General features: G+C 37.3%; 21 protein-coding genes. 7 read left to right on the top strand and 14 right to left on the bottom strand.

What is annotated here, in order from left to right; genetic code table 11:
• The first annotated feature begins 56 nt into the window (after nt 1-56).
• From C8N37_RS17400 to C8N37_RS17380, 5 genes are all read left to right on the top strand, one after another.
• The gene (locus C8N37_RS17400; protein ID WP_021189141.1) at nt 57-383 is read left to right on the top strand and encodes a HesB/IscA family protein; all 327 of its coding nucleotides are present in this window, start codon (nt 57-59) and stop codon (nt 381-383) included.
• A gap of 286 nt (nt 384-669) precedes the next feature.
• Nucleotides 670-1,677: an aspartate--ammonia ligase gene (asnA, locus tag C8N37_RS17395; protein ID WP_108160103.1), complete on the top strand. Its 1,008-nt coding sequence runs from the start codon at nt 670-672 to the stop codon at nt 1,675-1,677.
• A 75-nt stretch (nt 1,678-1,752) separates the two neighbouring features.
• Entirely contained in the window at nt 1,753-3,057 is a 1,305-nt protein-coding gene (locus tag C8N37_RS17390; RefSeq protein WP_108160102.1) for a DEAD/DEAH box helicase, read from the top strand.
• 141 nt (nt 3,058-3,198) lie between these two features.
• On the top strand, nt 3,199-5,058 hold the full coding sequence (locus tag C8N37_RS17385) for a CocE/NonD family hydrolase (RefSeq protein ID WP_108160101.1): 1,860 nt from the start codon (nt 3,199-3,201) through the stop codon (nt 5,056-5,058).
• A 10-nt stretch (nt 5,059-5,068) separates the two neighbouring features.
• Nucleotides 5,069-5,536, top strand: coding sequence for a hypothetical protein (locus tag C8N37_RS17380; protein WP_146171101.1), 468 nt, complete (start codon nt 5,069-5,071; stop codon nt 5,534-5,536).
• A 296-nt stretch (nt 5,537-5,832) separates the two neighbouring features.
• Here C8N37_RS17380 and C8N37_RS17375 read toward each other — a convergent pair whose 3' ends face one another.
• The 4 genes from C8N37_RS17375 to C8N37_RS17360 form a co-directional block, all read right to left on the bottom strand.
• Entirely contained in the window at nt 5,833-6,555 is a 723-nt protein-coding gene (locus C8N37_RS17375; RefSeq protein WP_211322296.1) for a class I SAM-dependent methyltransferase, read from the bottom strand.
• Between the two features lie 512 nt (nt 6,556-7,067).
• Entirely contained in the window at nt 7,068-7,853 is a 786-nt protein-coding gene (locus tag C8N37_RS17370) for an enoyl-CoA hydratase/isomerase family protein (protein ID WP_108160099.1), read from the bottom strand.
• A 12-nt stretch (nt 7,854-7,865) separates the two neighbouring features.
• Nucleotides 7,866-8,687 (bottom strand): hydroxymethylglutaryl-CoA lyase, encoded by an 822-nt coding sequence (locus C8N37_RS17365; RefSeq protein ID WP_244914457.1) that lies wholly within the window; start codon nt 8,685-8,687, stop codon nt 7,866-7,868.
• Nucleotides 8,688-8,703: 16 nt separating this feature from the next.
• Nucleotides 8,704-9,849 carry an acyl-CoA dehydrogenase family protein gene (locus C8N37_RS17360; RefSeq protein ID WP_108160097.1) on the bottom strand — a complete coding sequence of 382 codons (1,146 nt, stop codon included), beginning with the start codon at nt 9,847-9,849 and terminating at the stop codon, nt 8,704-8,706.
• Nucleotides 9,850-10,000: 151 nt separating this feature from the next.
• Here C8N37_RS17360 and C8N37_RS17355 point away from each other — a divergent pair, with 151 nt between their 5' ends.
• On the top strand, nt 10,001-11,608 hold the full coding sequence (locus C8N37_RS17355; RefSeq protein WP_108160096.1) for an acyl-CoA carboxylase subunit beta: 1,608 nt from the start codon (nt 10,001-10,003) through the stop codon (nt 11,606-11,608).
• Between the two features lie 135 nt (nt 11,609-11,743).
• On the opposite strand, the gene C8N37_RS17350 is transcribed toward C8N37_RS17355, so the two are convergent.
• The 7 genes from C8N37_RS17350 to C8N37_RS17320 form a co-directional block, all read right to left on the bottom strand.
• On the bottom strand, nt 11,744-13,651 hold the full coding sequence (locus C8N37_RS17350) for an acetoacetate--CoA ligase (RefSeq protein WP_108160095.1): 1,908 nt from the start codon (nt 13,649-13,651) through the stop codon (nt 11,744-11,746).
• A gap of 196 nt (nt 13,652-13,847) precedes the next feature.
• On the bottom strand, nt 13,848-14,894 hold the full coding sequence (locus C8N37_RS17345; protein ID WP_108160094.1) for a ferredoxin--NADP reductase: 1,047 nt from the start codon (nt 14,892-14,894) through the stop codon (nt 13,848-13,850).
• 153 nt (nt 14,895-15,047) lie between these two features.
• Complete coding sequence (locus C8N37_RS17340) at nt 15,048-16,565, bottom strand: NAD(P)-binding protein (protein ID WP_170114554.1); 1,518 nt, start codon at nt 16,563-16,565, stop codon at nt 15,048-15,050.
• 79 nt (nt 16,566-16,644) lie between these two features.
• Entirely contained in the window at nt 16,645-18,159 is a 1,515-nt protein-coding gene (locus C8N37_RS17335) for a polyamine aminopropyltransferase (protein WP_108160092.1), read from the bottom strand.
• Complete coding sequence (locus tag C8N37_RS17330) at nt 18,152-18,370, bottom strand: DUF350 domain-containing protein (protein WP_108160091.1); 219 nt, start codon at nt 18,368-18,370, stop codon at nt 18,152-18,154. Before C8N37_RS17330 ends, C8N37_RS17335 begins: the two co-directional genes overlap by 8 nt.
• A 14-nt stretch (nt 18,371-18,384) precedes the next feature.
• Complete coding sequence (locus tag C8N37_RS17325) at nt 18,385-19,791, bottom strand: hypothetical protein (RefSeq protein WP_108160090.1); 1,407 nt, start codon at nt 19,789-19,791, stop codon at nt 18,385-18,387.
• 3 nt (nt 19,792-19,794) lie between these two features.
• Complete coding sequence (locus C8N37_RS17320; RefSeq protein WP_108160089.1) at nt 19,795-20,154, bottom strand: S-adenosylmethionine decarboxylase family protein; 360 nt, start codon at nt 20,152-20,154, stop codon at nt 19,795-19,797.
• 263 nt (nt 20,155-20,417) lie between these two features.
• Here C8N37_RS17320 and C8N37_RS17315 point away from each other — a divergent pair, with 263 nt between their 5' ends.
• A complete protein-coding gene (locus C8N37_RS17315) occupies nt 20,418-21,377 on the top strand; it encodes a helix-turn-helix transcriptional regulator (RefSeq protein ID WP_108160088.1) in 960 nt (319 codons plus the stop codon).
• 9 nt (nt 21,378-21,386) lie between these two features.
• Here C8N37_RS17315 and C8N37_RS17310 read toward each other — a convergent pair whose 3' ends face one another.
• Genes C8N37_RS17310 through C8N37_RS17300 form a run of 3 tightly spaced genes read right to left on the bottom strand, consistent with a single transcriptional unit; the run spans nt 21,387 to nt 25,114 of the window.
• Nucleotides 21,387-23,216 (bottom strand): heme ABC transporter ATP-binding protein, encoded by a 1,830-nt coding sequence (locus C8N37_RS17310; protein WP_108160087.1) that lies wholly within the window; start codon nt 23,214-23,216, stop codon nt 21,387-21,389.
• Between the two features lie 3 nt (nt 23,217-23,219).
• Nucleotides 23,220-24,254 (bottom strand): FecCD family ABC transporter permease, encoded by a 1,035-nt coding sequence (locus C8N37_RS17305; RefSeq protein ID WP_108160086.1) that lies wholly within the window; start codon nt 24,252-24,254, stop codon nt 23,220-23,222.
• A gap of 8 nt (nt 24,255-24,262) precedes the next feature.
• Nucleotides 24,263-25,114 (bottom strand): heme/hemin ABC transporter substrate-binding protein, encoded by an 852-nt coding sequence (locus tag C8N37_RS17300; RefSeq protein ID WP_108160085.1) that lies wholly within the window; start codon nt 25,112-25,114, stop codon nt 24,263-24,265.
• Nucleotides 25,115-25,151: the final 37 nt, after the last annotated feature.

Below are 25,151 nucleotides of genomic sequence, written 5' to 3'. Positions count from 1 at the left end.
AAAAAGAAGTTATCGTAATTTGTAATATTCAATATTAAATATAATAATTCAGCAATATGGTAACCGTTACAGACAAAGCAAAATCTCGAATTGAAGAGATAATGAGTACTGAAAAATATGACAGCAGTTATTTTGTGCGTGTTGCTGTTGAAAGCGGAGGCTGTTCAGGCTTAAGCTATAAACTGCATTTCGATAACGAAGAAAAAAAAGGCGATCAGTTTTGTGAAGATAAAGGTGTTAAGGTATGTTTAGATATAAAATCATTCTTATACCTAGCGGGAACAGAACTTGATTATTCGGATGGATTAGATGGTAAAGGATTTGAATTTCATAACCCAAATGCCACCAGAACTTGTGCTTGTGGTGAAAGTTTCTCCGTTTAAAAAACAAACATATAAAAAACAAAGAGGTCGTCCTATCATGATAGGACGACCTCTTTGTTTTTATAAGATATCATCAATATAGGCATATTCTTGCCATCAAATCAAAAATATCTCAAGTTGCAAATAAATTTCCCAACAATACCTTGTTATATCTGAAATATTGTTATTTTTGATGCAAATTGAGGGAAAATAGAATTTATGTTGATCGTGTCTTCACATAAATTCTCGACTAATACAAATAAAAAATAGATAACCAAGAGGCTATTTTTTGATATATATACATTTCATGGATAAAAGAAAGTTATTAAAAACTGAAGTTGCTATTAGTTTTGTAAAGGATACTTTTGCACAACAACTTAGAAATAATTTAGGATTGATTCCTATCTCATCACCTTTGGTTGTACTCGATGGTACAGGTATAAATGATGATTTAAACGGCATCGAAAGACCAGTCGCATTCCCGATCAAAGCATTACAAGAACGCAAAGCTGTTGTTGTTCACTCACTTGCCAAATGGAAGCGTTTAAGGTTAAAAGAGCTAGAACTTGAGGTCGGAGAAGGTATATTAACCGATATGCGCGCGCTACGTCCTGATGAAGACTATACGCCGATCCATTCTATCTACGTAGATCAATGGGACTGGGAAAAAACAATCTCTTCAGAACAAAGAACATTTTCTTTTTTAAAAGATATTGTTCTCAAGATATATGATGCCTTACGCTTTACAGAAAAACAAGTGGAGCGTCAATACCCCGATACTAAAGCAGTACTGCCAGAGGAGATTACCTTTATTTCTTCCGAGGCGCTATTACAAACTTATCCAACATTGACTCCTAAAGAAAGAGAAAATGCAATTGCCAAAGAGTATGGTGCTGTATTTATCTATGGTATTGGAGGTGTTTTATCTAATGGCGAAGCTCATGATGGACGTGCGGCAGATTATGATGATTGGAGCACGGACAATGGGGGCGGTACCAATGGTCTAAATGGTGATATTTTAGTATGGAACCCTGTTTTGAATACAGCTTTTGAACTATCTTCTATGGGTGTCCGTGTTGACAAAACAGCTTTAGAGAGACAGCTCGCTATCAGAAATAACCCCGAAAGAGCAGCATTATCTTTTCACAAAATGCTCTTGAATGACGAATTACCAGAAGCCATTGGTGGTGGAATAGGTCAATCCCGAGTATGTATGTTCATGCTAAAAAAAGCACATATCGGTGAAGTTCAAGTCAGTATCTGGGACGAACAAGAAAAACAGTCCCTCCAAGAGAAAGGGATTCATTTATTATAATTGAATTTCAAAATATAAAAAAGGTCTGCTACTAGCAGATCTTTTTTTATATAATACTTTGTGTACTTTTGTAACATGCAAATAGACGCCATATTACAAAAACTCCACATCTCTTCGCTTAATGAAATGCAGAATGAGGTAATGGAAAAATTCAAAGAAAAAGAAAATCTCATCCTACTCTCACCAACCGGTTCAGGCAAGACCTTAGCTTTTGCACTTGCATTGATGAAAACATTAGATAAAGATGCAGCAGAAGTACAATCTTTGATCTTAGTCCCGACTCGTGAATTGGCTTTGCAAATCGAATCCGTATTAAAAAGAATTGCTACCGGTTATAAAATAACATGTTGCTACGGTGGTCACGATACCAAAACCGAAAGAAACAATCTGAAAAATCCTCCTGCGATCCTCATCGGTACACCAGGTCGTATTGTATACCACCTGGAGCGCAATCATTTTGATCCGACTCAAATCAAGACTTTAGTTTTGGATGAGTTTGACAAATCGCTCGAGTTAGGCTTTCAAGAACAGATGTCTTTCATTATTGATTATTTAACAACCTTAGAAACACGTATATTAACCTCTGCTACCGCAATGAAAGATATACCTGATTTCACAGGCATATCTGCTGCTACAGAAGTTAATTTCCTCAACGATACCCAAAGCACTCCAGCATTGACAATCAAAAAGATTGTTGCACCTATTCATAAAAAGCTGGAAGCTTTATTTCAATTACTGTGCAAAATAGGAAATCAAAAAGTCCTCATTTTTTGTAATCATCGTGATGCTGTCGATCACATCAGCGAATTACTGCAAAATAGGGATATTATACATGACGTGTTTCATGGTGGACTCGAACAAAGCGATCGCGAATTGGCATTATTAAAATTCCGAAACAATAGCAATCACATTTTGATCACAACGGATCTTGCCGCTCGGGGACTTGATATCCCTGAGATTGACGCCATCATCCACTATCAGCTACCTTACCGAGAAGATGATTTTACGCACAGAAATGGTCGGACAGCACGTATGCAAGCCAAAGGTGAAGTCTTCATCATTTTAAAACCTGACGAAGATTACCCTTATGTTGCCGATGATATCGCCATTGAAGAAATAGATGGAGAATATGATTTACCAAAAAACTCTGAATTTGCAACCTTATACTTTTCAGCGGGGAAAAAAGATAAAGTAAACAAAATTGACTTAGTCGGTTTTTTACTCAACTTAGACCAAATTGAAAAAAGTGATGTAGGGATCATCGAAGTGAAAGATAGAGAATCTTTTGTAGCTGTAAAACGTCCGTTAGTGAGCACCATATTAAAACATTCCAATTTAGGTAAAATCAAAGGTAAAAAAATCAGAATTCTAAGAAGTTAGAACAATTTAATCCTTTTTTATCAACTATTTTTTACGCATATATCAAACCAGACGACAGGCTAAACCCTTAATCTGGTTTTTTTAATCCGCTATTTTATAGATTTTCCTTACCTTGTCTTACCGTAACATTAATCTAATACCATGAAAAAAGCACTTATCGTTTTTTCAGTTCTCGTCATCAGCTTTACACATCAAGTAAAGGCACAAGAAACACTCGAAACGAACTATGTTAAAACACATTATGACAAAAAGGAAATTGCAATACCTATGCGTGATGGCGTAAAACTATTTACGACCATATACACACCAAAAGATAAAAGCCAGCAGTATCCTGTTTTACTAAATCGCACCCCATATACCGTTGGACCCTATGGCGAAGATAAATTTAAAGAGACTTTAGGAAATTTTCCAGCAATGACTCTGGAAGGCTATATTTTTGTTTATCAAGATGTACGTGGCAAATGGATGAGTGAAGGAACATTTGATGATATTAGGCCTACCAATTTAAAAAAAGGAAAAAAGGAAATTGACGAAAGCACGGACACCTACGATTTACTAGAATGGCTAAGTAAAAATCTCCAAAACTATAATGGCAAAGCAGGCATGTATGGCATTTCCTATCCAGGATTTTACTCCACCGTAAGCCTAGTTAAAACACACCCTTCTCTAAAAGCAGTATCTCCTCAAGCACCCGTTACGAATTGGTATATGGGCGACGATTTTCATCATAATGGCGTACTATTCACAGGTGACGCATTCAAGTTTATGTCCAGTTTTGGAATCCCAAGACCTAAACCCATCACACCAGACCAAGCACCGAAAACTTTTCAATATCCTTCAAAAGATGTTTATCAATTTTATATGAATGCCGGAACTGCCAAAGATCTAAAAGACACCTATTTTGGCGATTCTGTAAAATTTTGGAATGACGCATTTGCTCATCCGCATTATGATCAGTTCTGGAAAGATCGCGAGATACTACCGCACTTAACAGATGTTAAACCTGCTGTCATGGTTGTCGGTGGCTTTTTCGATGCAGAAGATGCCTACGGAACATTTGAGACTTATAAAGCAATAGAAAAACAGAACCCAAAGAATAACTCGATATTAGTTGCAGGACCCTGGTTTCATGGCGGATGGGTCCGTGGTGATGGAAGCTCATTCGGTGACATCCAGTTCGACCAAAAAACAAGTGTGACCTATCAAGAAAAATTTGAATTGCCATTTTTCAATTACTATTTAAAGGGAAAAGGTGATTTCAAAGCTGCTGAAGCCAATATATTTGTAACCGGAAGCAATCAATGGAAATCATTTGAAAAATGGCCACCACAAGATGTAGAAGATAAAAAACTGTATCTACAACCCCAAGGCAAACTAGGGTTTGAAAAAGTGGGCCGTACAGATTCATGGGATGAGTACGTCAGCGATCCTAACAAACCTGTACCCTATCAAGGTGGTGTTATGGAGAGCAGGACACGCGAATACATGATCGACGATCAGCGTTTCGCTTCAACTAGACCTGATGTTATGGTGTATCAAACAGAACCACTAACAGAAGATATCACCATAGTAGGGCCTATTAAAAACTTCTTAAAAGTATCCACCTCTGGAACAGATGCCGATTATGTTGTCAAACTAATTGATGTTTATCCTGCAAACAGCCCTTCATTCAACAATAAAGTAATGGATGGCTACCAAATGCTGGTTCGTGGTGAAATTATGGCGGGAAAATATCGGAATGGATTTGAAAAAGCAGAACCTATGCAACCAGATTTCGTTACTGCGGTCAACTACAGTATGCCAGATGTCGCACATACCTTCAAAAAAGGCCACCGCATCATGATACAGATACAAAACACGTGGTTTCCAATTGCAGAACGAAATCCACAGCAATTTTTTGAAGGTTATGAAGCCACGGCAAGTGACTACAGAAAAGCCACACATCGCATTTTTCACGATCATAACAACTCTTCATATATTGAATTTTCAGTTTTAAAATAAGTATAATAGCATGCTTTACCATTTTCTCCTTGCCCTGCACTCGGCTACCAGATGGATGATTGTCATCTGTCTTATTCTTTTGCTACTGCGCAGCTATATGGGCTGGAAAAAAAAGCATCAAATAAAACTGTATGATTTTGCACTTCAGACCCTAACGCTAACTTTACTTTACATACAGTTTGCAGTAGGATTAACGCTCTATTTTGATAGCCCAATCGTACAATACTTTATTGAAAATTTTAAAGATGCCGTCAAATTGCGTCAGGTACGCTTTTTTGGCATGGAACATATCACCATGATGACCATTGGCATTATCGTATTTACAATTGGTTATATAAAAGCCCATAAAACACCAAGCACTGTAGCTAAATTCAGAACGATATTTATCTACACTGCTTGGGCTATATGTATTATCTTCACGTCTATACCATGGGAATTTTCCCCATTAACCAGCAGACCGAGCTTCAGAATGTTTTAAGGATTACGCTCCTCTCAATTTGGCAGGCTTTTTCTTTGCGACCGTTTACCCCGCTCTGAAATCATGACTTAACCTCAATTATCGAACGATTTATTAGCGCATTGATCAGCCGCTTTAAACCCCCTAGCATCTTAGCTTACAAAAAACCACCATTAACTACTAATGGTGCCATAGAGGTCAACTTATCAATTAAAGCGGGAACATGTAAGCCTTCATGACGACCTCGGTAAAACATCAGATGAGAATCAGTTGAAGTAATTTGCAATAGCAGCTATTGGAATATTTTCAATATAATATTAATTTCCAAGGGCATAATTACCACATGAATATCGGGTAATAGGATCTACATCCTCCGAGTAAACTATTTTGTAGCCACGATCCAATATTAAGGATAGATCCACTCCATTGCAATATAAAATTATTATTTTTCTGTGTCTCTTAATCAGCGATAATTCAATATTATCCAACACAGATTTTAGAACAGACGGAGCAAATGGGTTAAAAAAATAAAATACATTAACATCATCCTCAATGAGGTAATCCGCTGCGTTACAATGGACAATTTTATAATCTAAAACCCTGTTTCCAATAAATTTTTGAATATTTTTACGACAATCATCAACCAATAATGGAGATAGTTCGACGCCTATATAACGTTTGAAATTGTACCGAGTTGCCAGCAAAATAGCAGCCCCTTTTCCACATCCAAAATCAACAAAAGTGCTTTCATGCCAACAGAAGTTAATATTTTTCAACATTCTATTAAAGGTATAATGTGCTATAGGCTCATAATTACAGGCACCCTTATTCTGAATATTAAGTTCTTGCGGAGTCATTACTCCAGCCAGATTGATGCGGTACTTAAAAAAATATAAATATCGACTATAAATAAATTTACAAGTATTGATGACTCCTCGCTGTTTTGTCAAAAACCTGACCCTGTTGAGAGCATACTCAGCTTTTTGACGAAACCCTTTCATCTGTGTGTAGCCACCTTTTTTTGTTCCAAAATCAGTCATTTCATAAAATTACAATATAAAAATAGGAAATTAAAGAAAATACATTTACATCCTTAGTTTGTTATCCTTTCACACTAAGGGCAGCATATTAAACCTTAAAACACATCAATTGTTCACATTTCAAATTCAGGTCATATAGGCTGGAAAAAAGGTGTCGCATGAAAACTGTATGATTATAGACTTTCAATCGTCACATTGATACTACTTTACATACAGTTTATCGTAGGATCAAACCGACTATACTGAAAGTCAGACGGTCAACTATTTATCGACACCTTCAAAAACATCATCAAAGTACGCTTTTTGGTGATGGAACAGATCAACATGGCGACCATTGGTAGTATGGCATTTACGACTATTGATATAAAACCATAAAAAAACAAAGCAGTGCAGATAAGTTCAGAACGATCTTAATCCACACTGCTTGGGCTATATGCATTATCTTTACCTCTATCCCGTGGGAATTTTCACCTTTAACGAGTAGACCTAGCTTCAGCATGTTTTAATAACAATTACTCTCCTTTCCAATTTGGAGGTCTTTTTTCCATACGTGCGGCCATTCCTTCTTTAAAATCATGACTTGACCTCAATTTAACCAACTGCTCTAGAAGAAAAGCATACTGATCAGACGATTTAAGCTCACGTAATTGCTTCGCTGCCTCAAAGCCCATCTTCACGGCCAAAGGTGCCGCAGAAGTGAGCTTAGCTATCAATGCAGGTAAAATATCTGGCTTTTGATCCAGAAGATCATAAACCAATCCCATACTTTTCATTTCTTGTGCCGTTATGACCTCCGAATGAATACATAGATCCATTGCTTTATGATACGGTAAATGTTTAAGCAAACCAGCTAAGACTTGAAAAGGAAATAAACCAATCTGAACCTCTGGTAAAGAAAACTGGACAGCCGAATGAGCAAAAACATAAGTACACTCCAGAATCATTAAAAAACCTCCCGCAATCACATTTCCTTCGAGAACTGCAATGGAAGGTTTATTCAAAATTGACATCACCTCGCCCAATGATAAATCCACATGCGGCACGACATCCGAATGGTCAATTTTATCTGGATTTTCAAAAGCATTTAGATCCATACCCGCACAAAAAACAGGGCCTTCAGCGTCAAGCACCACTACCCGAACTTCAGGGTCAGCATCCGCCATTTGTATGGCATGATGGATCTCATCGATCATCAACGGTGTAAAAGCATTTCGTTTTTCAGGACGGGCCAACGTCAGATAAAAAACATGATCGAGCTGTTTTACCTTAATAAACTTATAATTCAAATAACCATTCATAACAATCTGACTTTATGCTATTAAATTAATAAATTCACCACCAAAGGTCAATATTTTATCCTGCCCTTTTCGCTCAAAATAATACATTAAATCTTCCGTGGGAATATTCCCAACCAAATCATCTTCAGCAAAAGGACAGCCACCAAAACCTAAAATAGCACCATCAAATTTTCTACACCCAGCAAAGTAAGCAGCATTGATTTTATCTAGACTACTTGCCTTAGGAGAATGAAAATGTGCACCGATATGTAAGGCAGGAAACCGTTGTAACGCCTGTTCAAAAAGTTGTGTGATCTGCGGCAATGTTGCCTCAGAAGTTGTATCTGCCAAAGAGAACTCCACCACCCCAAGGGCAGCAATTTTGTCCATCCAATCCAGCACAAGTTCATTACTCCAAAAATCACCAAATGGATTTCCAAACGCCATAGATATATAGACCACCACTTCTTTTTCATGCTTACGGGCGATTTCAACAATCCCCTTCAATCGCTCAAATGAATCCGCTATAGACGCATTCGTATTCCGCTGTTGAAAAACCTCAGAGATGGAAAAAGGATAGCCCAAGTACGTAATATTCTCCGATTTCACAGCACGTAGGGCACCTTGTTCATTAGCAATAATCCCCAGCAGCTTCGTTTTACCAGAAGTATTCAGCTGACGAAGCACTTCTTCAGTATCCGCCAATTGCGGAACAGCTTTTGGAGACACAAACGATCCACAGTCAAGCCAGTCAAACAGTTCGCTTTCAAGCAACATGTTCAAATACTTAACTTTTTTTTCTGTTGGAATCACATGCGATATCCCTTGAATGGCATCTCTGGGACATTCTACCAAAATTATATCTTCTTTTTTAGGCATCTTTTTGAATTTCCCGAGAAATAACCATCTTCTGTATACTCGACGTACCTTCCCCGATTGTACATAATTTTGCGTCTCTAAAAAACTTTTCAGCAGGATAATCCTTCGTAAAGCCATATCCTCCGAAAATCTGTACAGATTCATTGGAGACCGATACAGCAGCTTCGGAAGCATAAAGCTTAGCCATTGCGCCGATTTTAGAAATACGCTCACCACGATCTTTCATGTATCCCGCTTGACGGGTCAGCAGCTCTGCTGCCTGAATTTCTGTAGCCATTTCTGCAAGCTTAAATCCAACCGCCTGAAATTCAAAAATCTTCTGATTGAACTGTTCTCTTTCGTTTGCATACTTCAGAGCACACTCATATGCACCACGAGCGATTCCCAACGATAGCGCTGCAATTGAAATACGTCCACCATCCAATAGTTTCAATGCCTGAACAAAACCCTGCCCCTCTTCACCGACCATCTGATCCTGATGAATACGGCAATTATCGAAAAATAGACAAGCTGTTTCTGAAGCACGCATCCCTAATTTATTTTCTTTTTTACCAGCAGAAAACCCTTCAGTCCCCTTTTCGATAATAAAAGCAGTCACACCTTTTTTGTCACCTTTCTCGCCTGTACGCGCTAGGACAACAGCTACATCCGAGCTAATCGCATGCGTGATGAAATTTTTAGAACCATTCAATACAAAATAATCACCATCACGAACCGCAACAGTAGTTAAACCTCCAGCATCAGACCCCGAACCTGTCTCAGTAAGCCCCCAAGCACCCAGCCATTCTCCAGTGGCTAATTTTGGCAAGTATTTTTGTTTCTGACTTTCATTAGCGAAACTCAATATATGATTTGTACACAGCGAATTATGTGCCGCTACCGAAAGTCCTATGGAACCACAAACTTTGGATATTTCATCCAGAATAGTGATATATTCTTGGTATCCAAAGCCAGATCCACCATAAGCTTCCGGGACAATAATGCCCATGAAACCATGATCTCCGAGTTTCTTAAATAAAGGCGCTGGAAATGTTTGTGATTCATCCCACTCCATGATGTAGGGACGAATATGAGTTTCAGCAAAGTCTCGAGCACTTTGGCGAATCATCATCATTTGTTGTTCATTTTCAATAAACATAAATGTTATCTTTAATTTATAATTGGAATTCTGTTATTTACAATAATAACAAAATTATAACATCTTTTTTTAGAGAAACTCAAAATATAATGTTAAATTTATCTCATATTATCAAATTCTGAATTTGACATGCTTAAAATCCAATTATAACATGAATGAACTAATTGTAGAGTTAGAACTAAAAAGAGCAGAACTTCGCTTGGGAGGTGGCGAAGATAAAATCAAAAAATTAAAAGCTAAAGGAAAACTCACTGCATGGGAGCGTGTCGAATACCTACTCGATGATCACAGAACTTATATTGAAATTGCCCAGTTTGCCGGAGACAAGATGTACCCTGAAGAAGGCGGCTGCCCAAATGCAGGTGTTGTCTGTGTGCTTGGATATGTTAAAGACGAATTATGCGTCATTGTCTCTAATGATGCCACTGTAAAGGCTGGTGCCTGGTTCCCCATTAGCTGCAAGAAAAATCTACGTGCGCAAGAAATTGCTATGGAGAACAAAATTCCCATCATATACCTTGTCGATTCTGCAGGTGTCTTTTTACCGATGCAGGATCAAATATTCCCTGATAAAGAACATTTTGGACGCATTTTTAGAAATAATGCTAAAATGTCCTCTATGGGTATCCCTCAAATAGCCGCTATAATGGGCAGTTGTGTCGCGGGAGGTGCCTATTTGCCGATCATGTCCGATTATGCATTTATCGTTGAAGGAACGGGTTCCGTATTTTTAGCTGGCCCTTATTTAGTAAAGTCTGCTATTGGTGAAACAGTAGATGCGGAGACATTGGGAGGCGCAAGCACACATTCTGTTATCTCTGGTGTGACAGACAATAAATTCCCGGATGAAGCAAGCTGTCTTGATGCCATAAAAGGTGTTATGGATAAACTTGGTGCACACCCAAAAGCAGGTTTCAATCGAAAGGAATCTAAAGAACCACTACGAAAAAGTACAGAAATCGCAGAAATACTTCCTTTAGATCGTACAAAACCCTATTCCATGCACAAGCTTTTAGAAGCTTTGGTTGACGAAGGTACTTTTGAAGAATATAAACAGGATTATGGCAAAACGATTGTCTGTGGTCTTGCCCGTATTGACGGATGGGCAGTAGGGATCGTTGCCAATCAACGAGAAATAGTTAAAGCTAAGAAACCAGCTGGTGCTGTTGAAATGCAGATGGGTGGCGTAATATACAGCGATTCGGCAGACAAAGCTGCACGCTTTATCATGAACTGTAATCAACAATTAATTCCACTGGTATTCTTGCAGGATGTAACAGGTTTCATGGTCGGTAGTCGCTCCGAACAGGGCGGCATCATTAAAGATGGTGCTAAGATGGTCAATGCGATGGCAAATTCAGTCGTTCCTAAATTCACATTCATCATTGGTAATAGCTATGGTGCCGGAAATTATGCAATGTGTGGTAAAGCATATGATCCTAGATTAATCTATGCTTGGCCTACAGCACAGATGGCAGTTATGAGTGGTGCCGCTGCCGGTAATACCCTCTTACAGATTCAAGAATCTGCCCTAAAAGCGAAAGGAATAGAGATCTCAGAAGAAGAAAAGAACACCCTGCTAGATGATATCAAGAAGCGTTACCTCGAGCAGCTCAGCCCCTATTACGCTGCTGCCCGTATCTGGGTCGATGGAGTCATTAGACCTGATGAAACAAGGAAGGTGATTAGTCTAGGAATAGAAGCTGCTAATCATAATCCAATAACTGAACGCTACAATGTCGGTGTGATCCAAACCTGATCACTATAGGGCGAGCACCATATTTTACAAAAATAAATCCATAGCATAAAAAATAATAAAGCCCCGGTTTGTAAATCGGAGCTTTATTATTTTATCTATAGTAATTATTTACAATAGAATACACAAAACACTGAACTAAAGTGATTTTAACCAAAAATCCAAAGACTTAGGATCTTTTAATACAGCTACACTGACCGCTTTTTCGAGTGGAGTTCCCATCATAATTTTTTTCACAGGAATCTCCAATTTCTTGCCACTAAGGGTGTAAGGTATCGTTGGTACCGCAATGATATCATCAGGCACATGGCGCGGACTATAACTCTTTCTTAACTTTAATTTGATCGCAGCCTTCAGTTCATCGTTAAGGGAAACTCCATCCCGCATCTGAACATACAATGGCATGGTCGATGTTCCATCCTCCTGATCAAGACAAATAATTAAACTATCGGCAACTTCCGAAAAAGTGTTCAATATATTATAGATTTCAGCAGTCCCGATTCGTACGCCACCTCGATTCAAAGTAGCATCCGAACGACCGTAAACGATAATACCGTCATGCTCGGTAAACTTGATCCAATCCCCATGACACCAAACACCTGGATATTTATCAAAATAACTAGCTTGATATTGAATATTGTGATGATCATTCCAAAAGTATATTGGCATGGAAGGCATAGGCAATGTAATAACCAGCTCGCCCACCTCATTTTTTACCGATTCTCCATTTTCATTATAAGCCTCAATCTTTGACCCTAAGGTCAAGCACTGTATTTCACCAGCGTATACCGGTAGTAAAGGATTTCCGGATAGAAATGCACTGCATACATCAGTTCCGCCACTTAAGGAAATTATCTGTGCTTGTGGAAATTGCTTTTGTAACCAAGAGAATGTCTGCGGAGGCAACGGAGAACCTGTAGAACCGATAGTTTTAGGTTGATAACGCGGCTTTGTCAATTCAAATTGCTGATTAGCGATATAATAAGCCGCACCAGCACCCACATGATCGATCTGATGTTCAGCAATAAAATTCCAAAAAGATAATTTTTCAGGATAGACCAAAGAACCTTCGTAAATACACAGCGTTGCCCCTACCAATAAAGAAGAAAGGGCATAGTTCCACATCATCCAACCAGTAGTTGCATACCAGATAAATCGTTCCCCCTCTTGCACATTCTGGTGAAGAGCCAAAGCTTTGAAATGTTCCAATAAAATACCGCCACAACTGTGCGTGATCGCTTTAGGTTTACCAGTAGTACCCGAAGAATATAAAATCCAGATCGGATGATCAAAAGGAACTGCTGTGAATTGCAATGGTGAGCCCGTGTCTTGAGATATGATGTCCTCCCAAATTTGTTCCCCAACAAAAATGACATCCCCGACTAAACTTTCTAGATTCGAAGCTAAATCGATCATCGAATCTTTCAGATCAAACCATTTGCCGTTATAGGTATATGCCGCATCTGCAAATAAAAGTTTGGGCGTCACCTGAGCAAATCGCTCGGATATACTTGTCGCTCCAAAATCTGGAGAACAGCATGACCATATCGCACCAATACTATTTACTGCTAAAAAAAGAGCGATAGAAGCTGGGCTATTTTTCAACACAGCCACGACGCGGTCACCTTGCTGTATCCCCTGCCCTATAAGATACTCTTGTAGCGATTTAACTATCACTTCCAGTTCTTTCCATGAAATCACCTGAACGGGCTTATTCTCCTCTTGAAATAAAAGAGCTGGACGATCTATGGTCGACTGACGAAAAATATGCTCAGCATAATTTAATGTAGCGCCTTCAAACCATTTAGAACCAATAAAACCTTGTGTAGATGTTTCAAAAACCCGCTGATAAGGATGATGAAAAATAACATTAAAAAATAGGGCTATATCTTCCCAAAACTCATCTAGATGTGAAACAGACCAGTCCCAGAGTACAGGATAGGAATCCATGCTGAGTTGCCGTTTATTTGTTACAAATTCTTTAAACTGGTGTAAAGAAGACTCCTCTTGATAAGCAATAGAAGGCTCCCAAAGTAAATTACTCATTATTTTTGATTCATTTGGTTTGAATCAAATCTAACGAAAATAATGTAAAATAAATGAGATCAAACGATTGATCAATATAAAATAGATGCTAACACGTCATGATCTAATTCAGAATAATAAGCCTGTAGATTGAAATACCAATAAAAGATCCACATAATCGTTGACAGTACGACTATGAATAGAAAAAAATATAATATTAAAATACATCTATAACCGTATCCGCTTCAATTGGATGTCCCGTACACAGCAATATACGTCCATTTTCAATTTCACGATCTGTTAACACTTCATTATAGGTCATGCGTACCTTTCCTTGTGAACAATCCGATATACAGGTACTGCACATACCCGACTTGCAGGAATATGGGAGCTTAATCTTGTTTTCCAAACCAACATCTAGAATAGATTTATTATATGGGATGTCCAGATGATAACTTTGACCTTGAAAGTTTAACTTAATGGAATAGGTACTTTTATCCACCTCTTTTTCCGATTCATCATCATCGTCTTCTTCATTTTCAGGAAGCAAAAAGGTCTCGCGTTTGATTTGAGATTCATCAAACCCCATCCCTAACAAAGTAAATCGACACAAGTCCATATAGATTACCGGACCACAGGTGTAAAACAGAACATTATGATGTGTAGTTGGCAAATGATTTTTCAAAATGGAAAGGATATAATCTCTGTTCAATCTTGCTGTCATCAGATTTTTACTGTTGGAGTAAATCCAAATAATCTGAAGACGATCCGGATATTTTTTTGCCCATTCCTGTAGTTCTTCTTTAAAAGGAGTTACCTCTGGAGAGCTATTGCTATAAGCCATCACAATCTTTGATTTACTTTCCCGAACCAATGCAGTCTTCAAGATGGAGAATAAAGGAGTGATACCAATACCTGCGGCGAATAAAAATACGGTACGTTCGCTATCTTGAATAGGATCATAAGTAAACAACCCCTGTGGATCTAATGCATCCACAATATCTCCCTCCTGAATTTTATGGTGTAAAAAACGGGAAATCTCACCGTTCTCAACCCGCTTAACCGTAATACTTAAGGGTTCATCGACATCTGGAGAACTACTGAAAGAATACGATCTCCTCAGCTCCCGATTAGCAAATTCAAAAGATAAAGTCAAAAATTGACCAGCTTTATAAGTTGGAAACTCCCCTGATACTGGTTCAAAATTAATGGTTACATTGTGATTTTCACGCGGAATGATGTTCGTAATTCTGAGCTTGTGCATAGCCAAAGATAGTATTCACATCGAGTTTTATCAAATCATTAATTGCAATAGGCTATAGATAGCTATAATAATGAATTCATCTATTTCTTAACCAAATCTATACGAAAAATTTAATACTTAACGGATCTGCTTTATCTTCAAAAATGTTGAACATTATGCTTCCCAATTATCAAGCATATCATATACAGCCTCCCTTCCCTGATAAAAAGCTTCTTCAAAAATAGAAATTCCACTTAAATCAGAATGCGCAAAGAAAATCTTGTTAGCAATGGGTAAAGTCAGTTGTTTTCTATATTCAGAAGACAAATAACCAGGAATTGGAGAAACCATGCCATGGCCATGCCTAAAAATCTCTATCGAAATGATTTCATCTTCAATACCAAAATGCGCTATTGAAAGATCCTTAATAATAAACTCCTTCCATTGCTCATCAGTTTGATTATACAGTTTACGCCTTTGTTCATTTAAATCCGTACCGTCCAAACTATGATAATATGAAATTACAAATGGGCTTTTAAACTGGCCAAGACTCTGGTGCTGTGCATATACATACCCTAATCCCTTTGCTCCAAAAATAATGTTTTCCCAGGCAAGGTTGGCCCCATCAGCAAAAGGAAATTTATGCAGCACCACTGTTGCAACAATCCAGGGAGCATACTGTAGCAGTTGAAAATTTTTGACTCTTTGCGGCAATAGGTACTTGTTGACATATTGCGGACAGCAATTAATCACTTTTTCAGCTATTATTTTTTTTGACACCTTTCTCTGCGCATCGAACAGCAACACTTCAACATTACTTTCGTTTACCGTTATTTTGTAAACCATATGTTGTTTCAAAATTTGATTTTCGAAGCTTTCAGCCAATAACTTGGCTAATCGACCATTTCCTTCTTGCCACGTAAGTACAGCATCTTCATATTTTTTAAAATCGTGCTTTCGAGCGGCAAAATAGTGAATCACCGCAAATGCAGCGGTATATTTTATTCCAGTACCATAGTCATCCCTACAGCAATAATTAAGATACTCATGAAGATAGCTCGATGTATAACCTTCTTTTCGTAACCACTCTTCCATCGTTATCTGATCAAGGCCTAAATCAAATTTTTCAGGTGAAGAATAGCACATTGGAATATTAAAAATATAATGGCCATTTTGATCTTTCAAGGCTTTAAACTCTTCCATCTTATGCAGAAACCTGGTAAGCTCCTGTTGATCAGCATCACTACTTCCATATTGCGGTACAATACCTTCCTGCCAATAATTTTTGATAAATAAACGTTCCTGTGGAGCAAAGGACAACTGCTCTTCGTCAAAAATTGGATTGCCATTGTCATCTCGGCCAATTACAACTCCTACATCAAATAAAAAATCAATCAACTCAACATTAGAAGCATTTGGAAGCGGTAAATAATGAGCTCCAAGTGGATATTTGGAATACTTATTTTCTCCACTCTTTGCATTCCCTCCCGTCTCAGCATCTAATTCTACAAGAAAAAAATCTTTCCCTCCACGCTTATTTAATGTATATCCGGCTGTAAGCCCTGCAATCCCACCCCCTATAATTAATACTGGAACCTCCAGTATCTCACTAATATTTGGAAAATCAGGAAACCGTAGTTTATGTCCTAAAATATGGTTTGTCCCCGTTAATTTTAGAAATATAGTATTCATTCTCCTTTTACAGGAAGATAAAAGATAGCTTCCTAACGTCAGTAAAATACTATTTTTAACAAATGATCGCCTGGATTCTTTATATTTTACTCCACTCCTCATCAAAATACCGTACTAAAATCTGATTATCTAAACGATTTATTTCCACATCTACGGCTTTCATATCAGCTGGAAAATCGGTCATTTTCTGAAGATTATAATTATAATACTTCAAATTTGGAACACGCTGGTTTACGCGATTAAAATTGACTCTCATATCGGGTGAGAAGAGGTTAAATCCCCATTCGCCAAAAGAAGGAACATAAGTATGATAGGCCAAATTATTCGGAAAAACAGATGCGATAGTCTCATAAATGCACCAATAAGATTTTGGTGCAAAATATGGAGATGTTGTTTGAACAGAAACGATACATTGCGGCTCCATAAGTGGATATAGGCTTTTGTAAAAATTGTTTGTATAGAGTTTTCCCAAACTATAATTAGATGGATCAGGAAAATCGATAATCATCACATCAAATTTATCTTTTGCTTCCTTCACCCAAAGAAACGCATCCATATTGATAACCTCAACACGAGCATTGTTCAATGCATTAGCATTATGCTTTCTCAACAGTTCATTTGTCTGGAACAATTTTGTCATCCCCTCATCCAGATCGACAAGCACTACTTTTTCTACAGAAGAATATTTTAAAATTTCTCTTACTGCGAGCCCGTCACCCCCTCCTAAAACAAGTACTTTCTTTGGACTTTTAGCAATAGACATCGCTGGATGGACCAACGTTTCATGATATCGATATTCGTCCTTTGTATTGAATTGGAGATTATTATTTAAAAACAGTTGATATTCTCCTTTTGCCTCAGTCAGTACAATACGTTGATATGGTGTAGAGTGTTTATATATAACATTGGTACTGTATAGCTGATTCTCGGAATATTTTAACAGTTCATTTGAGTAAAAAAACAAACCAATCAAAATAATAAAGCATACAAGTGACTTTATTTTAAGAATAATTGGATTTTTAAGTTGCTTACTCAAATAAAAAGAGAGAAATATGCCAACAGTAACATTGATAATTCCAAAAAATAAAGATGTCCCCATTACCCCAAGTTTCGGAATGAGTAGTATTGGGAATAATACAGAGGCAATAAGAGCACCGATATAGTCAAAAGTGAAGACATTAGAAACCAAGTCTCTAAAGTTGACACGATCTTTTAAAATATTCATTAACAGCGGTATTTCCATTCCGCTAAGACAACCTGTTAAAAAAACAAAAAGATATAAGATCAACTGGAAGTGTTCAACTTGTTGAAATAACAGAAATAAAATAACAGAACTAGTTCCACCAATTATTCCAATCAACAACTCGATATCTATAAATCGGTCTAACAGATTTTTAACAATAAACTTAGCAAAAAACGAACCCACGCCCATCGCAAAAAGATAGGTCCCAATAATAAATGAAAATTGTTTTACAGAATCTCCTAACAAATAACTAGCTAATGCACCTGCAACCAGCTCATAAATAAGGCCACATGTAGCAATTATGAAAACAGATATCAGCAGAAAAATGGGCAGATTCTTTTTTTTATCCATGAATAGCTGCCGCAATAATAATCGATATGCCTAGAATGAATGCAGCAAAAACAATCGCTAATGCAATATTTTTGTTTTTAACGATTTCTTGCCATGATTTTTCAGGTGTTAACCTCTCTATAACCCAATAAGCAAATATAAAAACGACAATTCCGATTATAGAATAGACAATCGATGCCGCTATTCCTTTGTAAAAGATTTCATAATTCATATGACTATATATTTTTATTTGTGACTAGAACCATAATCCGAATATGTTGGTCGATAATAATGATACCGAGATCCGGTATAGGTATTATCTTCCACTGTATTTACTTGATAAGATGTTGTACAAGTTTTGATATATTTATTATAGTACTGTAAGCCTAAAGATAATCCAAACAAGATCACGAACCAGGATCCAAAGCCTTTATAATTCAATACCGTTAAATAATTAATTTCTTTATTGACAAACATAAGGCTATCTTTTCCAAGTCCTAACAATGAATTTCTGATCCACAAGACCAATAATACAAGCAAAACGTAAGTAATAATTAAGCCCCAGTAATCTACACCTCCAAAAGTAATCTTGTAGTCTTCATTTAGATATACTAAAACAGCACTCTTATTAGTTGAGTAGGTTTCAAATACCATGTGATAGGTGCCGGGCTCTACTTTACAAAAACTCACCGAAATACCGCAAGCATGATTGACTTCATTATAATGATGCTGCAATAGTGCTGTTTCCTGTATTTGATTGGTAAGTTCATTAACCAACTTGATCCGAAGATGCACATTGGGAGCATTAACATCTGAAATTCCTTGAAAAGTTAATTTTTGTGGTTCACCGCCATTGACACTAAAAGACTCCCCAATGTATTCATTATTCAATTTTGAAGAGGTAAATTTTTGATCAAATTGATAGTAATACTCCTGAATATTGGACCTGTTTATTACCAAAAATCCTAAACCGATAAGGATAATAAAAACAATAGCCAATACATTAAAGATATAGCTCGTTTTTTTCTTCCGGCCTAGATATTCATTATAATATTGAAAGGTTTGAAAATAGTCTTCTTGATTTTGATATGTTCCACTATAGTACTCGTTCACGTTATCAATAATTTCATGCGAAACAAAACGATCTTCATTGATACTATTGACATAAGTATTAGCTTGAGATCTTGCATCTAGATCTTCAAAGACAAACCCTTCCGCGTATACAACCTCGAGAGAATCCTGATATTTTAAAACATAAGTCCTCGTCTGTAATTTAAGCCGATCTTCCTTTACTGATTTTATTTCTGGCAGTCCAACCGAATGTAGAATAGCCGCATAATCAGGTCCATCACTCCAGTAAATTTCATTGTTTTTGGCACTGAGGCCTACATATTCATTACTATACTCCCCATCTAGATTAACCCGTTGTATTTTGGTAATAACCACATACTCGTTTTTCTTTTCTCTAATCCGTTCCCCTAAGCTAGCCCATAAAATATATTCAGGCTTCGGAAAAACTTTAACAAAACTCCAGGTCGTATGATCTTCACCTTTATAATAACTTCCGCAATTAGAACAAACAAAACCTTTATAATCTACAACTTCAACCTCAAAATTATGTCGAATGTTACATTTCGGACAAATGATAAGCATAAACTACCGGTTAACAATGGTTTCATTCAATACTAAAGCATCAAAATAATGCTTAAAAATCTCTCCAAGCTCAAGTACTTTATCCGTATTATCCTTGAGATAATTACATAAATAAATATCTAGTGTAAGCTGCGAAAACTCAGGCCATGTATGGATACAGATATGTGATTCCATCAAACATATAGCTACTGTGAACCCTTTACTGTCAAATTCATGAGATGAGATTCCAACAATTTTCAAACCATGATCATTTATTTGATGTATTGTAAAATCCAAAAAATTCGACATATTGGTTAACAGATCAACATCATTCACCTGTAGTGTTAATAATTGATGGGTTCCTGGCTTATACTGTTCGTTCATTTCTAAAAATGGTTCTCGGCTATGGCGGCAAATATATACATTTTTTTAATTTAAAAGATATTAAAATAGAGTAGATTAACCAAGTTATTGCCCGACATGACACTTAGATTCATAGACTATAAGCTAATTATCTTATTCATAAACATCTGCTTGCATTTCAATTAACCTGTTTTTTAAAATAGAATAATTGCTCGTCATCTAAAGGTCTCATTTCAATAAATTAATTTAGATTTATTATAAATAGTGTATATTTGTGATTAGGTATGATTATAAAGGCAAAGATAAAACAACATAATGAGTGGCTATTTTGGGAAGAGCTTCCTGAAATAAGCTCTATCAATACCATTTTATCCGAAAAGCACATTGCAATCAATAAAAGTCCGATCAATATCAGTACGTATCAGATCCTCAGCAGAGGTCTATTTGTGCTCTGTGCAGATATGCGTGTTTCGGCACCGGTTGATATCATTTCAGAGATAGAAGGAGAAGCTGTAGTGAGTCAATTTATCCTGAGCAAATCAGAATCTGCACACGGGTTTACGTTCAGTAAACACAACATCCGTTATATTCCATCTCTTTACGAAGAACACCCGATTCAGACCAATCAGGATTTTCTCTATTTTATGGTCATCATGACACCAGAGCTCTATCAGAATATGATCAGCATACATACTCCGCTGCATGTAGAGTTCAAAGAGAAAATGAAAGAAAGAAAAGTAATCTCTATTGTCGAAGAAGACCTTTTTGTCACCACAGAAATGAAGGGTATCATTGATAGTATTCGTACCACGACAAATAAGAATGAATTGAAACAGATATTCGTCAATGCACGTATATTGGAATTAATCATGCTTCAATTTGAGCAATTCAGTTTCATCAGTGATAAGCTAACTGATCTTTTAAAGATCGAAGATGTTCAAAAACTGGAAGAGGCACAACGCATCCTTCGGAATAGTTTTGTTAATCCCCCGACACACAAACAACTATCAAAATTAGTGTTATTGAATGAATTTAAACTCCGAAATGGATTTAAACAACATTTCGGGACGACCATTTACAATTACATCACGCGTATCCGCATGGAAGAGGCAAAGCGTTTGATTTTAAATGAAAACAAAAACATGTATGAAGTGAGCACCATCGTGGGTTTCAAACATCAGGCAAGTTTTACACACGCATTTAAAAAATATTACGGCTTACTTCCTTCAGAAATAAGCCGTTAGTTATATTCTTTATACCTTTTGCGCCAGTAGTAGTGAGCGCCATGATTCCAATTCAGGTACACCAGGTTTTCTCTTTCCAAAAAATTGTACGATCAAATTACCTTGCTTATCATACACTTCCATTGCATGTACATCACCATCTGTTGATGGCTTCCGTACAAGCCATATTTGGTCTATAGCATCCATATTAAGATGCAAATTAAATTGTGGATCTAACACATTGAACCAGTTATCCATAGTCACAAGCCTAGAGATCAGCCCCGAATGAATTTGGATACAACCTTTGTTACTGACAAAAACCATCACAGGAACCTGCTGTTCAGAAACCTCATTTAAGATTTCGGAAAATCTATCACTAGACATTTCTTCTGCAAAACCTGCTGGTGCCAATCGCAGTGCTTGAGTTCTTTGTAAGCTATATTTACGCAGAATACCGAAAAATTCATGACTATCCTTCATATTCAACCAATCGGATTGAAAACTATCGATATCAATCTCCGAATCTGGAATGGAGATATCGCTCAAAACTGCAGGAATGTTGATTGTAAAATAGGTTTGATCTACAGCACGATAAGCATTGACCAGTTCTTCATACACAGCAAGCGGATTAGAGTCCTTGGTCAAATATACTTTATGGACTGCCAAACCTGAAGTATCAAAAAACTGGATACTCCATAGATCTTTGACCTTTACAGCAAATGCATATGCCCAATTTTGAATAAAAACCCGTAGGTCAATATCATCATTATGAAACAACACCACATGACCTTCGTTGGCAGCTGCTGGATAAGTACCCTTTCTTTCATGCACACATGCATCATTGCGCGTTAGAGCCATCACATGACCTAGACGCGGTAATTCTTGCAGAATAGCCCACATATCGTCCTTAAGCAACACTACATCATCTGATAACTGTGTCAGTAGAAGCTGTGCCTCACTGACAGCAAGTGCTTTAGCACAATCATAGATCCTTGCTTTAGGATGATCTTTTTTATAATTTTCGTATTTTTCTTTCAATTCCATAGCCAATTCATGTTTATAATTTGAATTAAATTTTGCTGCTGAATAATGCACTGTACAAGTTTGTACAGACGGTGTCAGCGTAGCCATATCAGTACTCACTTTAGTTTGCACTCCAAATATAGCATATATATTTTCAGGCTTGAGCACTTCAATAGGAGCTCCCTCCCACCATTTCCGTCCCGATTTAAGCATTAATACACGATCTGCATATTGTGCGACAAGATTCAATTCATGTAGGATGGCAACAACACTAAAGCCTACAGCAGTCAATGCCTTCGCAATCGCTAAGGTTTGATGTTGAAATTGGATATCCATACTCGCGACAGGCTCATCTAATAAAAGGAGCACATCTTTCTGGTCCCAAACTTGCGCTAATACCCTAGCAAAATGAACACGCTGCTGCTCTCCTCCCGATAATTGTTGGATTTTTCGGTCAGCAAGATGATCCACCTCACAAATACGCATGCACTCCATTATCGCTAGGTCATGCTGCTTTTGAACTGCTTTTAAATGATAGCGTCCCATGCGAACCACTTCCTCCACCGTAAAGGCCATCGCCATACTATTAGATTGGTGTAAGAAAGCTCTCGAATAAGCGAGTTCCTTCAATGAATAAGAACGCAAAGGCTTGCCTTTAAACCATATCTCTCCTTTAGCAGGTTTCAGATCTGATGCAAGTATGCGCAGCAAAGATGTTTTCCCTGCACCATTTGCTCCCACAATAGCATAAAACTCTCCTTTTTGAATAGAAATATCAATCTCCCTTAAAATAGAACGTCCTTTAATTTCGTATGATAGTGATTGTACTTGTAGCATAAATTAGATTTTATTCTTGTCTCTAATCAGGATAAATAAGAAAACGGGAGTACCCAATAAAGCTGTAATAACGCCAATCGGAAGTTCCAATGGTTGTATGATCAACCGCGACAATAGATCAGCAAGAGTCAAAACCAAAGCGCCAGCAATACTTGACGCAATTAACACATAGCGATTATCAACACCACCAATCAATCGGATTGCGTGTGGCACTAATAAACCAACAAAACTAATGACGCCAGAAAATGCCACTGCTGCCCCTACAGCCAAAGTTGAAAATAAAATAACAACAATTTTCAATCGGCTGGTATTGACCCCCATCATTTCGGCTTGAGATTCACCTAAAGCAAAAACATTTAATTGTTTAGCAAAAAGAGGCAAAACAATTAAAGAAATCAATACACAAGGATATAACACTTGAATGTTTTCCCATGATGCTCCTGCTAAACTCCCTAATGACCAAAATGTAATGGAGCGTAATTGTTGTTCAGTTGCTAAGTAACTCATTAATCCTGTCAACGCACCAGCAAATGCATTCATGGCAACTCCTGCGAGTAGCATGGTGGCGATATGTGATTTTCCATTGTTCATCGAAATACGATAAACAATAAGAACCGTTAATGTAGCACCTAAAAATGCAGCAAAAGCAAGAACATAATATCCTAAGCTTGCTGAAATTAAAGGAAGCAGTAAACCTTCGAAAGAAATCACCAAAGCTGCAAAAAAAGAAGCCCCAGAAGAAATCCCCATTAATCCCGGTTCAGCCAATGGATTTCGAAATATACCTTGAATAGCCGCACCACTGATCCCTAAGGCTGCACCCACTGCAATGCCCATCAGAATTCGAGGTAACCGTATTTGTTCCAAAACATTGACAGTCAACTCATCAATGCCTGATGATGCTTTAAGACCTATCTTATGTAACAGTATAGAACAAACATCCCAAAAGGAAACCGATATCGATCCCATCCCTAACGAAAATATGACTACGACAATAAGTAATATGCTGAGTAGCGTGTAAATTAAGGTATTTTTCATTACAGCAACTATTTCCCAAATAATTTTTCGTGCAACTGCTGTATCGCCTGTGGTAAACGCATACTGAAACCATTTAACAAGGAGGCATCCATAGCAATTACTCTTTTATTTTTACCTGCTGTGGTTAAGTTAACCCCAGGTAATTTGAGTATAGCATCTTTTCCTCCTAAACTGGACATTCCAAAATCAAATAACAAGATTACTTCTGGATTTGCCTGTACTAATGCTTCCGTATTATAAGTCTTATATCCGGTAAAGCCTTTCATCACATTTTGGGCACCCGCTAACTTAATAACCGCATCAACAGCTGTACCAGAACCCGATACACTCATTGCACCAGCTCCACGGGCATACACGAACATCATTTTAGTTGCTTTACTCGATTTGGCTTTTGCGATAGCAGACTTTAAATCTTTTGACAATTGCTCCGCTACTTGAGTTGCTTTAGCAGATACATTTAAGGACTGCCCTACCTTTCTAACTAATCCAGTCAACCCTGCCTCAGAAAAATCCTGTGTAAATAAAATACATGGAATATTTAATGTTTTAAATTGTGCTAATACAGCAGCATTCACTTCACCTTCAAATCCCAAAACGATGTCAGGTCTGAATGAGGCAATGCCTTCAGCAGTAATTGATCTGTTCTTACTCACCTTTGGGATTTCTTTCACATAACCTGGATAATCACTGGTCACGTCTACAGCAACCAGATTGGCTCCCAATCCCAGTGCATCGACAATTTCGGTCAAGCTCCCACTTAAGGAAACTATTCTCTTAGGTGGATTAACTTGTGCTATAGTTACTGAATAGCAAAACCATAAAACAACGATAAGCGCGAGATTATTGAAAATTTTCTTCATATTATTTGTTCATTGATGAAAACAAAAATGAGCTTAT

This window comes from Sphingobacterium faecium (assembly GCF_003054045.1).
Taxonomy (GTDB): Bacteria; Bacteroidota; Bacteroidia; order Sphingobacteriales; family Sphingobacteriaceae; genus Sphingobacterium; species Sphingobacterium faecium.
Note: the sequence above shows the minus strand (reverse complement) of the source record. Positions and strands in the feature narration are given on the sequence as shown.